Source organism: Dorea sp. 210702-DFI.3.125, assembly GCF_020560945.1.
In the GTDB taxonomy this organism is placed as follows: domain Bacteria; phylum Bacillota; class Clostridia; order Lachnospirales; family Lachnospiraceae; genus Dorea; species Dorea formicigenerans.
This window is the reverse complement of the sequence record NZ_JAJCNF010000140.1, coordinates 1-225: the sequence shown is the minus strand read 5'-3', so window position 1 is coordinate 225 and position 225 is coordinate 1. Positions and strand designations below refer to the sequence as shown.

The following is a 225-nucleotide window of genomic DNA, read 5'->3' as shown; positions in this document are numbered from 1 at the left end:
TGGAAAGCGGTTCCCGGAAACAGAGGACGCACCGGCTGATTACCCGTGGGGCAGCTATTGAGAGCATTGCACCACAGACAAAGGAGCTATCCGAAGCGGAATTTTATTCCCTCATGGAAAGCATTTTGAATCTGCCGCAGGCGGAGCATTTCATCCGGTCTGCCACAGAGAACCACGCCCGTATTTCCGGGCAGGAGAAAGGCGGTGACTAAGGATAGCACTTTA

Annotated in this window: 1 protein-coding gene; it reads left to right on the top strand. The window is 53.3% G+C overall.

The window, feature by feature from the left end; genetic code table 11:
- A partial coding sequence (locus tag LI164_RS15880) for a DUF3847 domain-containing protein (protein WP_227084477.1) occupies window positions 1–212 on the top strand: 212 nt, incomplete at its 5' end.
- Window positions 213–225: the final 13 nt, after the last annotated feature.